This window comes from Bradyrhizobium sp. AZCC 1578 (assembly GCF_036924675.1).
Taxonomy (GTDB): domain Bacteria; phylum Pseudomonadota; class Alphaproteobacteria; order Rhizobiales; family Xanthobacteraceae; genus Bradyrhizobium.
In genome coordinates this window covers 2,309,930-2,323,390 of sequence record NZ_JAZHRZ010000001.1, presented here as the reverse complement: position 1 = coordinate 2,323,390, position 13,461 = coordinate 2,309,930, and the positions used below count along the sequence as shown (strand labels likewise).

The 13,461-nt window shown below is 62.6% G+C and carries 13 protein-coding genes and 1 pseudogene; 6 read left to right on the top strand and 8 right to left on the bottom strand.

What is annotated here, in order from left to right; translation table 11 throughout:
• Positions 1-6: 6 nt before the first annotated feature.
• The 7 genes from V1290_RS11310 to V1290_RS11280 all read right to left on the bottom strand — a co-directional run bounded on the left by V1290_RS11310 (position 7) and on the right by V1290_RS11280 (position 4,923).
• The gene (locus V1290_RS11310; RefSeq protein ID WP_334364479.1) at positions 7-924 is read right to left on the bottom strand and encodes a hypothetical protein; all 918 of its coding nucleotides are present in this window, start codon (positions 922-924) and stop codon (positions 7-9) included.
• Between the two features lie 279 nt (positions 925-1,203).
• The gene (locus V1290_RS11305; protein ID WP_334364478.1) at positions 1,204-1,932 is read right to left on the bottom strand and encodes an HAD family hydrolase; all 729 of its coding nucleotides are present in this window, start codon (positions 1,930-1,932) and stop codon (positions 1,204-1,206) included.
• Between the two features lie 145 nt (positions 1,933-2,077).
• On the bottom strand, positions 2,078-2,341 hold the full coding sequence (locus V1290_RS11300) for a YodC family protein (protein WP_065745887.1): 264 nt from the start codon (positions 2,339-2,341) through the stop codon (positions 2,078-2,080).
• A gap of 69 nt (positions 2,342-2,410) precedes the next feature.
• Positions 2,411-3,298, bottom strand: a complete 888-nt coding sequence (gene hemF, locus V1290_RS11295) for an oxygen-dependent coproporphyrinogen oxidase (RefSeq protein WP_334364477.1) — start codon at positions 3,296-3,298, stop codon at positions 2,411-2,413.
• 113 nt (positions 3,299-3,411) lie between these two features.
• Positions 3,412-3,777, bottom strand: coding sequence for a 6-pyruvoyl trahydropterin synthase family protein (locus V1290_RS11290; protein ID WP_334364476.1), 366 nt, complete (start codon positions 3,775-3,777; stop codon positions 3,412-3,414).
• Positions 3,778-3,808: 31 nt separating this feature from the next.
• On the bottom strand, positions 3,809-4,441 hold the full coding sequence (gene queE / locus V1290_RS11285; protein ID WP_334364475.1) for a 7-carboxy-7-deazaguanine synthase: 633 nt from the start codon (positions 4,439-4,441) through the stop codon (positions 3,809-3,811).
• The gene (locus V1290_RS11280) at positions 4,438-4,923 is read right to left on the bottom strand and encodes a tRNA (cytidine(34)-2'-O)-methyltransferase (protein WP_028346976.1); all 486 of its coding nucleotides are present in this window, start codon (positions 4,921-4,923) and stop codon (positions 4,438-4,440) included. Before V1290_RS11280 ends, queE begins: the two co-directional genes overlap by 4 nt.
• A gap of 281 nt (positions 4,924-5,204) precedes the next feature.
• On the opposite strand from V1290_RS11280, the gene petA reads away from it, so the two are divergent.
• The 6 genes from petA to V1290_RS11250 all read left to right on the top strand — a co-directional run bounded on the left by petA (position 5,205) and on the right by V1290_RS11250 (position 12,902).
• Entirely contained in the window at positions 5,205-5,735 is a 531-nt protein-coding gene (gene petA / locus V1290_RS11275; protein WP_334364474.1) for a ubiquinol-cytochrome c reductase iron-sulfur subunit, read from the top strand.
• Between the two features lie 69 nt (positions 5,736-5,804).
• Positions 5,805-7,877, top strand: coding sequence for a cytochrome c1 (locus V1290_RS11270; RefSeq protein ID WP_334364473.1), 2,073 nt, complete (start codon positions 5,805-5,807; stop codon positions 7,875-7,877).
• Positions 7,878-8,021: 144 nt separating this feature from the next.
• A complete protein-coding gene (locus tag V1290_RS11265; RefSeq protein ID WP_334364472.1) occupies positions 8,022-8,696 on the top strand; it encodes a dienelactone hydrolase family protein in 675 nt (224 codons plus the stop codon).
• A 34-nt stretch (positions 8,697-8,730) separates the two neighbouring features.
• Positions 8,731-9,633, top strand: coding sequence for an NAD-dependent epimerase/dehydratase family protein (locus V1290_RS11260; RefSeq protein WP_334364471.1), 903 nt, complete (start codon positions 8,731-8,733; stop codon positions 9,631-9,633).
• Between the two features lie 411 nt (positions 9,634-10,044).
• A complete protein-coding gene (locus V1290_RS11255) occupies positions 10,045-12,204 on the top strand; it encodes an anthranilate synthase component I (protein WP_334364470.1) in 2,160 nt (719 codons plus the stop codon).
• Between the two features lie 158 nt (positions 12,205-12,362).
• Positions 12,363-12,902: an adenine phosphoribosyltransferase gene (locus V1290_RS11250; RefSeq protein WP_057841738.1), complete on the top strand. Its 540-nt coding sequence runs from the start codon at positions 12,363-12,365 to the stop codon at positions 12,900-12,902.
• 170 nt (positions 12,903-13,072) lie between these two features.
• Here the strand turns inward: V1290_RS11250 and V1290_RS11245 are convergent.
• Positions 13,073-13,403, bottom strand: a pseudogene (locus tag V1290_RS11245) (GIY-YIG nuclease family protein).
• Positions 13,404-13,461 lie beyond the last annotated feature (58 nt).

The window sequence follows — 13,461 nt, the reverse complement described above, 5'->3', positions numbered from 1 at the left end:
TCGGGATCAACGCGTGAGCGACGCCGTGCGGATCGGGAAGCAGTTCAAGCTTGATATGTTCCAGACAAAGGGCACGTTGCACCAAAGGCCGGCCGGGCGATATTTCACCCGAATTTGCTCCAACTGATACAGCGCCAGACTGCTGAACGCATTGATCCGGCCAGCCAGATCGTCCAGTTCGGCGTTGATCTCCTTTTCTCCCTGCAGAATATCGCTTTCCTTCGCGGCTTCGCCGACGCTCCCGGCGGCCCATTGCCGCGCTGCCGCCAGCTTGTTGTGCGCGGCCTCGAAGCAGTAATGCATCGTCAGGACATGGTGCTTGGCGCTGTACCAGTAGATTCGCTTTGCTGCCCTGTCTTGAGGGCCGGCGCAGATTCGGATGAACGCGTCTTTCGGTCTGGTCGTATCGTCAACGCCACGTTTTTCGGCCATCGCGCAATATTTGTCGTCGGCAACTTCCTTGGGTGGTGTGCCGTCATCCGGCGCGTGCACGTTTCCGAAGGCCGGAAAATTGAACTTGTCGGAACAATCGAAGGCGTAGTCGCGCAACACCCGTCGTGACAGCGGGTCCTCGTCAACGTTACGCTTTTCGGCCGGATCGCGATATGTATTGCTGGCCCAGTCGATGTAGATTTCGGCCTTTCGGGTGAGGAGGTCGATGTTTTCACGAAGTTCGTTCCGTGCTTTCTCATAACGTTCCGAAATCGCCCGCGCGTTGCTGGTGGCCAGCGCCTTGTCGCTGGCATCGGATTTCTCGCCGACGGCGCGCACGAAATCGGTGTAAAGGGTTTGCTGCAGCCCCTGCATTTTGGAGAATGCGTGTGAGATCTCGGTGAAAGTTGCGGCGGCCGAGTTCATGTCTTCCTTGGCCTGGCTGCTCACCTTCTCCTGATAGGCGTTGAGATATTGGAAGTAGCCGACCAAGAGGCTGCTCAGCACCGTAACCAGCGACAGGCCTAGACGATGTCGAGCCCGTGATTGAACTTCCAGAGCCACCTGAGCGGGGCGGCTTTCGGTGCGATGTCATGCGTGTCGTCGTTCGGCATCGGTGAACTCCCCAACCCTTGGACTTCAACCTTGAACCAATCTCGACACAATCTGGGATTGTCGGCCTCGGCTCTGTGAGACAACTCACACTACACGCGATCGTGTGATGGGCGGGGAGCGGCAGGGACTTCAGGGGCGCCGTCAGCTCTTGGGCCGTCAGCCTTGGCGGGGCAGCAGTTCCGTCAGCGAGCGGATGATGCGGTCGGGCTTCACGGTTGAATCCGGCGGCAGGCCGTCGCCATGCACGTCGATCCAGATGGCATAGATGCCGAGCCGCTGCGGCGCCACCACCTCCCATTCCAGATTGTCGCCGATCATCCAGGTCTCGGGCGCGGTGACGCCGAGCGCCTGCATCGCGTGCAGATAAGCGCGCTCGTCCGGCTTGCCGAAACCGTGCTCGCCTTCGATCTGGATGTGATCGAAGCGGTGCGATAGCGCGAAGCGTTCGACCTTGGCGCGCTGGGTACCCGCGGCGCCGTTCGTGACCAGCGCCAGCTTCACGCCGCGTGCCTTCAATTCGTCGATGGCGTCATGCGCGCCGGGGAAGACGAACATTTCCTCTTCGCGGTAGGCGGTAAAGCGGTCGGCCAACCGTGTCGCGAGGTCTTCAGGCAGGACGTGGCCGTCTTCGGCAAGCGCGGCAAATCCGTTTCTGACGGTGAGGCGCCGTGCTTCATCGAGCTTCAGCCGCCATTCGGCTTCGGCAACAGCCCAGAATTTGCGCGCGGAGTCCAGAACGGCGACGGCAACCTGCTGCGAGGTCAGGGGCTCGAACTCGGCGGCGAACTCGGACGTGACATTGTGCCAGGCGATCTCCGGACGTCCATAGGCCGACAGGATGGTGTCGTCCATATCGATCAGCATCGCGCGGGGCAGGTGGATCATTGTTTCGCGGCCATCTCACTTCAAGCGTCATCGGCCGCGGGAAGCAGCGGCGCACTTGTCGCGAATATCAGATCACCCGCACCGGGTCCAATCCCGGGAAACCACGCCGCCGGACCATGGAAGCCCGGCGGCGTCAAAAAGTGCCTCACGCAACCTTGTTGGCGCGGTCGTCCTCTTCCTCGTCCTCGGCTTCCTCTTCGTCCTCGTCTTCGTCGTCTTCTTCGTCTTCGTCGTCCTCTGACGTATCGGCTTCGGCGAGCTCTAGGACGGCAAGCGGCAGCGTCTCGCGGAACAGATCGCCTTCATTGCCCATCCATACGCACGCAACGTTGCCGTCCTTGACCTCCACCACACTGAGAGGATGGCCGCCGGACTTCAGAATGACGACGTCGCCTGGTTTCAAATCCATGATCTACTCCTCGGATGACATGACACGAATCGCACCATAGCGATCAGTCATGACAACCCGATCATGCGATCATGGCCACTTTACCTCCGGCGGCATCGACGAGAGGATGGAATCCACATTGCCGCCAGTCTTTAGCCCGAAGATCGTGCCGCGGTCGTAGAGCAGGTTGAACTCGACGTAGCGCCCGCGCCGGATCAACTGTTCCTCGCGGTCGGCGGCATTCCAGGGAAGGGCGAAATTGCGGCGGACCAGTTCAGGATAGATTTTCAGGAAGGCGCGGCCGACCTCCTGCGTAAAGGCGAGGTCGGCGTCCCAGTCACCTGAATCGTGCCAGTCGTAGAAGATGCCGCCGATGCCGCGCGCTTCCTTGCGGTGCGGCAGATAGAAATATTCGTCGCACCATTTTTTGTACTTGTCGTAATCGGCCACGCCGTTCGATCTCCCGCAGGCCTCTTTCATCGCCTGATGGAAAGCGAGCGTGTCGGGGTCATCCTGGGTCCGCCGGCGGTCGAGCACCGGCGTCAGATCCGCCCCGCCGCCGAACCAGGCCTTGGTGGTGACCACAAAGCGGGTGTTCATGTGCACCGCCGGCACATGCGGGTTGCGCATGTGCGCGATCAGCGAAATGCCCGACGCCCAGAACCTGGGATCGTCGGCCGCGCCGGGTATCTGCGCGCGGAATTCCGGCGCGAACTCGCCATGCACGGTCGAGCAGTGCACGCCGACTTTCTCGAACAGCCGCCCACGCATCATCGACATCACCCCGCCGCCGCCGGGCTTGCCGGTGTGGTCGGTGCGGTCCCAGGACGTGCGGACGAAGCGACCGGCCTCGCCGGGATAGAGGGCAGGCGGCGCGTCGTCTTCCAGCTTTTCGAAGGCCGCGCAGATGTCGTTGCGCAGCGCTTCGAACCAGGCTCTCGCGCGCGTCTTGCGATCCTCGATGACGGATACGTCCATTAGGAATTCCCAACGTTACCTTTCCGTCATTGCGAGCGAAGCGAAGCAATCCATCGTGGCATGAAAGTACTGGATTGCTTCGTCGCTTCCGCTCCTCGCAATGACGGTGAAAGTTAGCCTTGCGGCCCGAAATACGTGCAGCTCTCGTTACAACTGTCGCGATGAACGCTGACGCGAGTAACTTGGCCTGCGTGCTGGACCCGCTCGAAGATGTAGCGCGAAATGTTTTCCAGCGTCGGCGTCCCCAGCGCCTCGACCTTGTTGAGGAGCTTGTGGTCGAGTGCTTTGCGAACTTCTTCCATGCTGCGTTCGAGCAGGCCGAGATCGAGCACCATGCCGGTTTCCGGGTCGGGCGTGCCGCGCACGCTCACTTCGGCGCGAAACGAGTGGCCGTGAATTTCCTCGCTGGCCGCGCCGAAGGTCGTTCCCTTCAGGGAATGCGCAGCTTCGAAGCGAAACGATTTCGTCAGTTCCCACATCTTGAAAATCTAAATCCTATCTGATGCCAAGTTATCTGATGCCAAGTGTCTTGTGCGTCTGCAGGCTGAGCCGCCATTGCGGATGGCGCAGGCAGTAGTCGACCGCACGCGCGGTGTTTTCGAGCACGTCGGGTCCATCCATCGGCTGCAGCGAAAAGCGCTCGAAATCGAGCCTCACAAAATCTTCCGGCGCTGCGCCTGCTTGCGGATAGACCAGCTTCAATTCGTGGCCGCGGTGCACTACGAGATCGGCGCCGGCTTTCGGACTGACGCAGACCCAGTCGATCCCTTCGGGCGGTTCGATCGTGCCGTTGGTCTCGATGCCAACGGCGAAGCCGCGCGCATGCAGCGCATCGATGAAGGGGGGATCGACCTGCAGCAGAGGCTCGCCGCCGGTCAGGACCACGTAGCGGTTGGTATTCTCGCCGGTCCATTGCCCGGCGATGGTGTCGGCGAGTTCGTCCGCCGTGGCATAGCGGCCGCCGAGCGTGCCGTCGGTGCCGACAAAGTCGGTATCGCAGAACTGGCAGGTGGCGCTCATGCGGTCCTGTTCGCGGCCGCTCCAGAGGTTGCAGCCGGAAAAACGGCAAAACACTGCCGCGCGGCCGGCATGTGCGCCTTCGCCCTGCAACGTCAGAAATATTTCCTTGACCGCGTAGCTCACACCTTCTCCTTGGACCCGATCTCGCCTGCAATCGGATGACCCGTCTGACGCATCGCCTCGCCTAGTGCCATGGCGGCCGCCATCGCCACATTGAGCGAACGCAAGCCCGGCCTTATCGGGATCGTCACCCGAGCGTCGGCCGCGGAGACGACCTCGTCGGTAACTCCTGCGGATTCCCGCCCGAATAATAGGACGTCGTCACTTCGATAGCGGAAATCCAGATAGGAACCGGCCGCCTTGGTCGTAAACAGCACCAGCCGGGAACCAGCCTCGTTACGCCATTGCTCGAATTTTGGCCATGAGTCATGGCGGGTAAGGACGACATGATCGAGATAGTCCATTCCCGCGCGGCGGAAATGCCGATCAGAGGTCGGGAATCCCGCCGGCTCAATGATATGGGCGGCCACGCCCAGGCAGGCACACAGGCGCAGAATCGTCCCGGTGTTCTGGGGGATGTCGGGCTGGAAAAGCGCAATCTGCATGGTGTCAGGCTTTGGTGGCGCGAATGAAATGTTTCGAATAAATCACGGCCGGGCGCCGATTTAGTGCATTGCACGCTATCGAGCCGATAGCGGGCTTGCGCTCTCACGGCAAGGGTGCCAATAGAACGATTCTGGACTGCTTGTTCCGCCGGAATGGGGGAGGAAAAGCGGTTTTTTCTGCCGCCGCGGGGGCCGCGGGCGCCGGCAGCCTCCTCCGGGGCGCGCTTTTGCGCGGGTCCGGGGCGGTTCCGCTGGCTGCAGATAAGAAAGGGCTTGAGATCGTGACGACAGCGTCTTCGGCGGACCATCCGACACGCCGTGATTTCCTTTTTGTTGCAACGGGAGCCGTCGCCGCCGTAGGCGCGGCTGCCACGGTGTGGCCGCTGGTTTCGCAGATGAATCCGGATGCCTCCACGGTCGCGGCCGGTGCGCCGATCGAGGTCGACCTGACCCCGATCGCCGAAGGGCAGGACATCAAGGTGTTCTGGCGCGGCAAGCCGATCTACATCAGCCACCGGACCAAAAAGCAGATCGACGAGGCCCGCGCGGTGTCGGTGTCGAGCCTGCCCGATCCGCAGAGCGACGAGGCGCGGGTCAAGCCGGGCCATGACGAGTGGCTGGTCGTGGTCGGCATCTGCACCCACCTCGGCTGCATCCCGATCGCCCATGAGGGCCAGTACGACGGCTTCTTCTGTCCGTGCCACGGTTCGGTGTACGACACGTCGGGCCGGATTCGGCAGGGACCCGCGCCGACCAACCTGGCCGTGCCGCCCTATACCTTCGTTTCCGATACCAAAATCCAGATCGGCTAAGGGCTCGGACGCCAGTCCGAGACCTCTCCTTAAGCCGTTGCGTCGTTTTACTTCCTCAGGATCGCATCAATGAGCGGACCATCCGATTTCCAGCCGACCAATCCCGCCTTGAAGTGGATCGAACGGCGCCTCCCGATCATGGGACTCATGCATTCGTCGTTCGTGGCGTATCCGACGCCGCGTAACCTGAACTACTGGTGGACGTTCGGCGCCATCCTTTCGTTCATGCTGGGCGTGCAGATCCTGACCGGCGTGATCCTGGCGATGCACTACACGCCGCATGCCGATATGGCCTTCAAGTCGGTCGAACTGATCGTCCGCGACGTCAATTACGGCTGGCTGCTGCGAAACATCCACGCCTCCGGCGCGTCGATGTTCTTCTTTGCGGTCTACATCCACATGTTCCGCGGCCTCTATTACGGGTCGTACAAGGAGCCGCGTGAAGTGCTGTGGATCCTCGGCGTCATCATCTATCTCCTGATGATGGCGACGGGCTTCATGGGTTACGTGCTGCCGTGGGGCCAGATGAGCTTCTGGGGCGCTACCGTCATCACCAATCTGTTCTCGGCCGTACCCTATTTCGGCGAGAGCATCGTGACGCTGCTGTGGGGCGGCTACTCCGTCGGCAATCCGACGCTCAACCGCTTCTTCTCGCTGCACTACCTGCTGCCGTTCGTGATCGCCGGCGTCGTCGTGCTGCACATCTGGGCACTGCACGTCGCGGGCCAGAACAATCCGGCCGGCGTCGAAGCGAAGACCGAAAAGGACACGGTGCCGTTCACGCCTTACGCTACCATGAAGGATATGTTCGGCGTCTCCTGCTTCCTGCTGTTCTTCGCTTGGTTCATCTTCTACATGCCGAACTATCTCGGCGATCCCGAGAACTACATTCCGGCCAATCCGGCCGTGACGCCCGCGCACATCGTACCGGAATGGTACTACCTGCCGTTCTACGCGATCCTGCGCTCGATCCCGAATAAGCTTGCCGGCGTTATTGCAATGTTCGGTGCGATCCTCATCCTGGCCTTCCTGCCCTGGCTCGACAGCGCCAAGACGCGGTCGTCGAAATATCGCCCGCTGGCCAAGCAGTTCTTCTGGGTTTTTGTCGCCGTCTGCATCGGGCTCGGCTATCTCGGCGCGCAGCCGCCGGAGGGCATCTATGTCATCGTCGGCCGCATCCTGACCTTCCTCTACTTCGCCTATTTCCTGATCCTGCTGCCGTTGCTGGCGCGGATCGAGAAGCCCCGTCCGGTGCCGAACTCGATCGCGGACGACGTGCTGGCTAAGTCGGGCGGCAAGGCTGCGCCGATGGTCTCGGCCGTGATCGCGCTGATGGTGGCCGGCGGTCTGCTCCTCGGCGGCGCCGAGAGCGCTCGCGCCGCCGAAGGCAGCACCAAGCCGCCGGCGCAGAAATGGTCGTTTTCGGGCCCGTTCGGCAAGTTCGACCGCGGCGCCATGCAGCGCGGTCTGAAGGTCTATAAGGAGGTCTGCGCCTCCTGCCATGGCCTGTCGTTCGTCGCCTTCCGCAATCTCGCCGAAACCGGCGGTCCCGGTTACTCGGTGGCGCAGGCCCAGGCGTTCGCCTCCGAATACAAGGTCAAGGACGGCCCGAACGACCAGGGCGAGATGTTCGAGCGGCCGGGCCGGCCCGCCGATTATTTTCCGTCGCCGTTCCCCAACGAGCAGGCGGCGCGCGCGGCCAATGGCGGCGCGTATCCACCGGACCTATCGCTGATCACCAAGGCGCGCAGCTACGGCCGCGGCTTCCCGATGTTCCTGATCGACTTCTTTACCCAGTATCAGGAGCAGGGCCCGGATTACGTCACGGCGCTGTTGCAGGGCTATGAGGACAAGCCGCCGGCTGGCTTCAATCTGCCGGAAGGTTCCTACTACAACACCTACTTCCCCGGCCATGCCATCAAGATGCCGAAGCCGTTGAACGACGGTCAGGTCACCTACGACGACGGCTCGCCGGCCACAGTTGCGCAATACGCCAAGGACGTCACCACGTTCCTGATGTGGGCTGCGGAGCCGCACATGGAGGCGCGCAAGCAGCTCGGCCTGCAGGTGTTCGTGTTCCTGATCCTCCTCACCGTCTTGCTGTACTTCACCAAGAAGAAGGTCTGGGCCAACGCCCACTGATCACGACGTCTTTAACGCGATTTCGGAAAAGCCCCTGCGGGGGCTTTTTTTGTTGGGTGCAGCAATGCGCCGACAGGCGATTGCGTCCGGCTTTTGCAGCCGCCAAAATGGCCGCACATTCAAGAAGCAGTCCCGGAGGAACCCATGGGCACCCACATCACCTTCAAGCGTCCGGACGGCAAGGAAACCGCCGGCTATCTCGCCAATGCCGCGCGCGGCAACGCACCGGGCGTGGTGGTGGTGCAGGAATGGTGGGGCCTGTCGGAGAACATCAAGGGCCTGTGCGACCGCTTTGCGGCGGCCGGTTTCGATGCGCTGGCGCCCGATCTCTACAAGGGCGTCGTGGTGCCGTATCACGATACGGACGCGGCCAACGCGCAGATGACCTCGCTCGATTTCATGGACGCCACTACCCAAAATGTACGTGGCGCCGCGCAATATCTCGCACGCAACGGCGCCAAGGTGGGGCTCACCGGCTTTTGCCTCGGCGGCGCCGTGACCATCATCGGCGCCACCAAAATTCCGGAGCTCACGGCGGGCGTCATATTCTACGGCATCCCGCCGGAGCAGGCCGCTAAACCTGCCGACGTGAAAATCCCGCTGCAGGCGCATTTCGCCAACAAGGACGACTGGTGCACGCCGGCCGCGGTCGACGCCTTCGAAAAGGCGATGAAGGATGCTGGCAAGTCGCTCGAGCTGTTCCGCTACGATGCCGAACATGCCTTCGTGAACGAGCAGCGCATGGCCGTGCATGACCGCCAGGCCGCCGAGCTTGCCTGGGGCCGGGCGACGGAATTTTTCAGGAAGCATCTCGGCTAAGTTGAGCGTATCTCGGCGAAGGAGTTGGCCGCGCATGAAAATCTTCTGCACGGGCGCATCGGGCTATATCGGCGGGTCGGTTGCGGCTCATCTCATTGCCGCCGGACATCAGGTGACCGGATTGGTTCGCTCGCCTGAAAAGGCCGAGGCGGTTCGCGCGCGCGGCGTCCAGCCCTTGCTGGGAACGCTCGACGACAGGGACGTTCTGGCGCAAGCGGCGCAGGCCGCCGAAATTGTCGTCAATGCGGCGAGCGCCGACCACAGAGGCGCGGTCGAGAGCCTGCTCGGCGCGCTCGTGGGAAGCGGCAAGCCGTTCATCCACACATCGGGATCGAGCATCGTCGGCACCCGCGCCAAGGGCCAGCGATCGGATGCGATCTTCGACGAAGACACGCCCATTACGCCATCGCCCGCGCGCGCGGCGCGGGTCGCGCTGAACGAGTTCATTCTGTCCCATCGCAATAAGGGATGTTGGCCGGTCATCATCTGTCCGAGCCTGATCTATGGCCTCGGTCATGGCGCTGGGCGAGACAGCGTGCAGGTGCCGTTGCTGATCAATCTCGCAAAAAAGCGCGGCAACGCGGCGCATGCCGGGCCCGGCGAGAACGTCTGGTCGAACGTGCATATCGACGATCTCGTGACGCTCTACGCGCTTGCCATCGAGAAGGCGCCGGCAGGTAGCTTCTATTTCGTCGAGAACGGCGAGAGCTCGATGCGTGAAGCGTGCGAGGCGATCAACCGCATGCTCGGTTTTGCGGGACCGCCGACGGCGATGTCGATGGCCGAAGCCGCCGCCGAATGGGGCGAGGGCACGGCCGAGGACACGATGGCGTCGAACAGCAGGGTGCGGGCGAAACGCGCGCGGCAGGAACTTGGCTGGCAGCCGAAGGCGCGGGGACTGATCGAGGAGATCGAGAGCGGGTGTTATCGGGAGTAGCGCCGCAACCCAACTGTCGTCCCTGCGAAAGCAGGGACCCATACGCCGCGGCCTCTCATTTTAGCAAGGCTGTTCGACGACTTCGCGCAACGACTGCTCCCTGTGGTTATGGGTCCCTGCGTTCGCAGGGACGACGCGGTTTGTTGGGCGATACTTCTGACCACGAACCACCCAAAGTTGGGCTTGGGGCGGGCGTCCCGGCCCATCCCTCCCTTGACATCGCCTCCGCCGGATGGTGATTAGGTTCCCATGAGCACCGTTGTTGCCCCCTGCCGTCTCTGGTGGCGCACCTCCTAAGAGGTGGCCGGTGCGATTTCATTTTTTCAATCGTCGAAGGTCGCCATCGCAGTGCGACGGTTCCTTCGTTTGTCCTGTGTGGCGCGCCCTCCCGAGGTTTCGTAAGAGGATCACATGAACAGGACAGCCTTCTCCCTGCCGGAGCACAGCGAATACCGGACCAGCGGCGGTCTGGCGATTTCGCGCGTCGTCGAGCAGTTCACCGGCAACGCCAAGCGCCTTGACGACCTGATCGAGCTGCTCGATCGCCGCCGTGGCGTGGTGCTGTCCTCCGGCACCACGGTGCCGGGGCGCTACGAAAGCTTTGACCTCGGCTTTGCCGATCCGCCGCTGGTGCTGGAAACGGCCGGCTCGAATTTCTCGCTCCAAGCGCTGAACGCGCGCGGCGAGGTGCTGATCGCCTTCCTCGGCGATGTGCTGCGCGAGCCCTGCGTCGTCATTTCGGAGCGGAGCGAGCGGCGATTGGCGGGCCACATCGTCCGCGGCGCCGCGCCGGTCGAGGAAGATCAGCGCACCCGCCGTGCCAGCGTGATGTCGCTGGTGCGCGATCTCGTCGCCGCCTTCACCGCAAACGACGATCCGCTGCTCGGTTTGTTCGGTGCCTTCGCCTACGACCTCGTGTTCCAGATCGAGGACCTCGTGCAGAAGCGGGCGCGCGAGGCTGACCAGCGCGATATTGTGCTCTACGTGCCGGATCGCCTTCTGGCCTATGACCGCGCCACCGGCCGTGGCGTGGTGTTGAGCTACGATTTCTCCTGGAAGGGAAGGTCCACCCAGGGCCTGCCGCGCGACACCGCCGAGAGCGTTTACGCCAAAACGCCGCGGCAGGGATTTGCCGATCATGCGCCCGGCGAATATCAGGCAACGGTCGAAGTCGCGCGTGCGGCGTTTGCGCGCGGCGACCTGTTCGAGGCGGTGCCGGGGCAACTCTTCGCCGAGCCCTGCGAGCGTTCGCCGGCGGAGGTGTTCCAGCGGCTGTGCCGCATCAACCCGTCGCCCTATGGCGCGCTGATGAATCTCGGGGACGGCGAATTTTTGGTGTCGGCCTCGCCGGAAATGTTCGTGCGCTCCGACGGCCGCCGGGTCGAGACCTGCCCGATTTCGGGCACCATCGCGCGTGGCGTCGATGCGATCGGCGATGCCGAGCAAATCAGGCAATTGCTGAACTCGGAGAAGGATGAGTTCGAGCTCAACATGTGCACCGACGTCGACCGCAACGACAAGGCGCGCGTCTGCGTCCCCGGCACGATCAAGGTGCTGGCGCGGCGGCAGATCGAAACCTATTCGAAGCTGTTCCACACCGTCGACCATGTCGAAGGCATGCTGCGCCCGGGCTTCGATGCGCTGGATGCCTTCCTGACGCACGCCTGGGCGGTTACCGTGACCGGTGCGCCGAAATTGTGGGCCATGCAGTTCGTCGAGGACAATGAGCGTTCGTCGCGGCGCTGGTACGCCGGCGCCATCGGCGCCGTGAATTTCGACGGCAGCATCAACACCGGGCTGACCATCCGCACCATCCGCATGAAGGATGGGCTGGCCGAAGTGCGCGTCGGCGCCACCTGCCTGTTCGATTCCGATCCGGCCGCCGAAGACCGCGAGTGCCAGGTGAAGGCGGCTGCGCTGTTCCAGGCGCTGCGGGGCGACGCGCCGAAGCCGCTCTCGACCTTTGCGCCCGACGCGACCGGCTCGGGCCGCAAGGTGCTATTGATCGACCACGACGACAGTTTTGTTCATATGCTGGCGGATTATTTCCGGCAGGTCGGCGCAAGCGTAACCGTGGTCCGGCACGTGCATGCACAGGAGATGCTGAAGCGGAAGGGCTGGGATCTCCTGGTCTTGTCGCCGGGCCCGGGTCGCCCTGAAGATTTTGGAATCTCGAAGACCATTGGAACGGCGCTGGACCGAAAACTGCCGATCTTCGGTGTCTGCCTCGGCGTGCAGGCGATCGGCGAGTATTTTGGCGGCCAGCTCGGTCAGCTCACCCAGCCGGCGCATGGACGGCCGTCGCGGGTTCAGGTCCGCGGCGGACGGCTGATGCAGAACCTGCCGAATGAGATCGTGATCGGCCGCTATCATTCGCTCTATGTCGAGCGCGACAGCGTGCCCGATGTTCTCGAAGTCACCGCGACCACCGAGGACGGCGTCGCGATGGCGATCGAACACAAGACCTTGCCGGTCGGCGGCGTGCAGTTTCACCCGGAATCGCTGATGTCGCTCGGCGGCGAGGTGGGACTGCGCATCGTCGAGAATGCGTTTCGGCTGAATGTGGGATGAATTGATTGACCGTCATTGCGAGGAGCGAAGCGACGAAGCAATCCATACCTTTCGTGGTACGGTGGATTGCTTCGCGGAGCCTGTCATCCGGTGGCGCTTTGCGCCGACCGGGTGGCTCGCAATGACATTGGGGACAATTGAAAGCGAGATAAGCACCAATGACATTCGATCACGACATCAAGGCCACCGTCCGCACCATTCCGGACTACCCGAAAAAGGGTATCCTGTTTCGCGACATCACGACCCTGCTGGCGGACGCGCGTGCCTTTCGGCGTGCGGTCGATGAGCTGGTGCAGCCCTGGGCGGGATTGAAGATCGACAAGGTCGCCGGCATCGAGGCGAGGGGATTCATCCTCGGCGGCGCGGTCGCGCATCAGGTTTCCGCCGGCTTTGTTCCGATCCGGAAAAAAGGCAAGCTGCCGCATACCACCGTGCGGATCGCCTATTCGCTGGAATACGGCCTCGATGAAATGGAAATGCATGCCGACGCGGTCCATCCTGGCGAGCGCGTCATCCTGGTCGATGATCTCATCGCCACCGGCGGCACCGCGGAAGGCGCGGTGAAATTGCTGCGCCAGATCGGCGCCAACGTGGTCGCGGCCTGCTTTATCATCGATCTGCCCGATCTCGGCGGCGCCGCCAAGCTGCGCGCGATGGAAGTGCCGGTGCGCACGCTGATGGCGTTCGAGGGGCATTAAGTTTTTTTGCGCGCGAAACTCTCCACGCGTCGTCCCTGCGAAAGCAGGGACCCATAGCCACCGTCATTAGTTGGTAGAAAAAACGTCAGCCATGTCGCCTCAACCGCGAGAGCAACGCGGTAGGGTTCCTGCGTTCGCAGGGACGACGACCACCAATTATCCGGACTAGATCAAACTGCCTCTGCTTTGAGCTCCACCCTCCAATGCAGCGCGCTCCTTCAAAAGCGCGTCGCGGATATCGGACGTCTCTTCGTCTTCCAGCCGCTCGCATGTCTCGAACGTCAGGCTGTCGGACCCGTGCGCGGCCCACGCCGCCTGCAGGCTGCGGCAGGGGTGGCTCCCTTGGCGCAGCGAAAACCAGATGCGGTTCTGGATTTTCTCCAGATTGGGCGTCTGGCCGACCCATGTCTCGGAGGTCGCCTTGCAGCGGATGACGAAGACCCCCGCGATGGTCTTCCGCTCCTTGTAGGCGGCAATGGCTGCCTTTCTGGCTGATGTCACGGGATGCCTCGCGGGAAATGGTCAGGGGTAGGAGGAGGCACTAACAGACTGGCCGCCC